This window comes from Dietzia sp. CW19 (assembly GCF_014145265.1).
Lineage (GTDB): Bacteria > Actinomycetota > Actinomycetes > Mycobacteriales > Mycobacteriaceae > Dietzia > Dietzia natronolimnaea.
This window is the reverse complement of record NZ_JAALEE010000042.1, coordinates 1-1,614: the sequence shown is the minus strand read 5'-3', so window position 1 is coordinate 1,614 and position 1,614 is coordinate 1. Positions and strand designations below refer to the sequence as shown.

1 protein-coding gene and 1 pseudogene are annotated in these 1,614 nt (G+C 70.8%); both read left to right on the top strand.

Annotation, left to right across the window (positions count from 1 at the left end):
* A pseudogene (locus tag G6021_RS01620) lies at window positions 1-312 on the top strand (SGNH/GDSL hydrolase family protein); the annotation flags it as partial.
* A gap of 34 nt (window positions 313-346) precedes the next feature.
* A complete protein-coding gene (locus G6021_RS01615) occupies window positions 347-1,567 on the top strand; it encodes an acetyl-CoA C-acetyltransferase (RefSeq protein ID WP_182610247.1) in 1,221 nt (406 codons plus the stop codon).
* The last annotated feature ends 47 nt before the right edge of the window (window positions 1,568-1,614 follow it).

The following is a 1,614-nucleotide window of genomic DNA, read 5'->3' as shown; positions in this document are numbered from 1 at the left end:
GCCGCCGAGCGCGCCGCCGAGGACGCGGAGACCGCCGCCGAGGCGGCCGCGGACGGCGCGGACGACGAGCACCGCGAGTCGGTCGTCGCCCGGCTGACCAAGCGACTGACCGACTTCGTCCGTACCCACGAGGACGCGGAGGACCTCGACGAGAACACGTACCTGCATAATGAGGACGTGGACGGCGATCCGGAGAGCACGGGCGATGCCCGCGAGGCGGCGGACACCCTCCGCCGCCGGAGCCGCATCCTGCGCCTGACCCGCCCCACCCGGGACCTGTCCGCCCCGGAACTCACCCCCGACCACACCTAGCACCGAGTATCCACCCGCAAAGAAGGAGCCTTCCATGCCGGAAGCCGTGATCGTCTCGTACGCCCGCTCGCCCATCGGGCGCGCCAACAAGGGATCCCTCGTGGGTATCCGCTCGGATGACCTCGCCGCGCAGATGGTGACAGCGGCCCTCGCCAAGGTCCCGTCGCTCGACCCCACCCAGATCGACGACCTCATGCTGGGCTGCGGCCTGCCGGGCGGCGAGCAGGGCTTCAACATGGGCCGTGTCGTCTCCGTGCTCGCCGGCCTGGACACCGTCCCCGGCACCACGGTCAACCGCTACTGCTCCTCCTCGCTGCAGACCACCCGCATGGCGCTGCACGCGATCAAGGCCGGCGAGGGTGACGTGTTCATCTCCGCCGGTGTCGAGACCGTGACCAACTTCGCCAAGGGCACCTCCGACCACTGGCCGGACACCCACAACCCGCTCTTCGCCGACGCCGAGGCCCGCACCGGCACGCGCGCCGAGGGTGGCGCCGAGACGTGGACCGACCCCCGCGAGAACGGCCTGCTGCCGGACGTCTACATCCCGATGGGCCAGACCGCCGAGAACGTCGCGCAGATGACCGGCATCACCCGCGAGGAGCAGGATCACTGGGGCGTGCGCTCGCAGAACCGCGCTGTCGCCGCGGTCGAGAACGGCCACTTCGCCAACGAGATCACCCCTGTCACCATGCCCGACGGCACCGTGGTCTCCACCGACGACGGCCCGCGGCCCGGCACCACCTACGAGAAGATCTCGCAGCTCAAGCCGGTCTTCCGCCCCGACGGCACCATCGCGGCCGGCAACTGCTGCCCGCTCAACGACGGCGCCGCCGCCCTGGTGATCATGTCCGACACCAAGGCCAAGGAGCTCGGCCTCACGCCGCTCGCCCGCGTGGTGTCCACCGGCGTCTCGGGCCTGTCCCCCGAGATCATGGGCCTCGGCCCGATCCAGGCCGTCAAGAACGCCCTGAAGATCGCCGGCAAGTCGGTGTCCGACATCGACCTGTTCGAGATCAACGAGGCGTTCGCCGTCCAGGTCCTCGGCTCCGCCCGTGAGCTCGGGATCGAGGAGGACAAGCTCAACATCAACGGTGGCGCCATCGCGCTGGGCCACCCGTTCGGCATGACCGGCGCCCGCATCACCGCGTCGCTCATCAACAACCTGCAGGCCGCGGACAAGCAGTTCGGCGTCGAGACCATGTGCGTCGGCGGTGGCCAGGGCATGGCGATGGTGCTCGAGCGCCTGAGCTGATCCCCGCCCGCGCGGCCTGATCGCGCGCGCCCCGGCGCCCGCGCCCC